The organism is Streptomyces chryseus (genome assembly GCF_014650755.1).
Classification (GTDB): Bacteria; Actinomycetota; Actinomycetes; order Streptomycetales; family Streptomycetaceae; genus Streptomyces; species Streptomyces chryseus.
Genome location: NZ_BMVO01000086.1, coordinates 1 through 724 on the forward strand (window position 1 = coordinate 1; position 724 = coordinate 724).

Consider the following 724-nt stretch of genomic DNA (forward strand, 5'->3'; position numbering starts at 1 on the left):
TGGCGGGACCACCCGTTAAGCCTAAATATTCCCTGGTGACCGATAGCGGATAGTACCGTGAGGGAATGGTGAAAAGTACCGCGGGAGCGGAGTGAAATAGTACCTGAAACCGTGTGCCTACAAGCCGTGGGAGCGTCGCGCATTGAGTTTACTCAATGCGTCGTGACTGCGTGCCTTTTGAAGAATGAGCCTGCGAGTTAGCGGTGTGTAGCGAGGTTAACCCGTGTGGGGAAGCCGTAGCGAAAGCGAGTCCGAACAGGGCGATTGAGTTGCACGCTCTAGACCCGAAGCGGAGTGATCTAGCCATGGGCAGGTTGAAGCGGAGGTAAGACTTCGTGGAGGACCGAACCCACCAGGGTTGAAAACCTGGGGGATGACCTGTGGTTAGGGGTGAAAGGCCAATCAAACTCCGTGATAGCTGGTTCTCCCCGAAATGCATTTAGGTGCAGCGTCGTGTGTTTCTTGCCGGAGGTAGAGCACTGGATAGGCGATGGGCCCTACCGGGTTACTGACCTTAGCCAAACTCCGAATGCCGGTAAGTGAGAGCACGGCAGTGAGACTGTGGGGGATAAGCTCCATGGTCGAGAGGGAAACAGCCCAGAGCATCGACTAAGGCCCCTAAGCGTACGCTAAGTGGGAAAGGATGTGGAGTCGCAGAGACAACCAGGAGGTTGGCTTAGAAGCAGCCACCCTTGAAAGAGTGCGTAATAGCTCACTGGTCAAG

The 724-nt window shown here is 55.4% G+C and carries 1 rRNA gene; it reads left to right on the top strand.

Annotated elements, in window-relative coordinates:
* A 23S ribosomal RNA gene (locus tag IE185_RS32875) occupies positions 1-724 on the top strand; the annotation flags it as partial.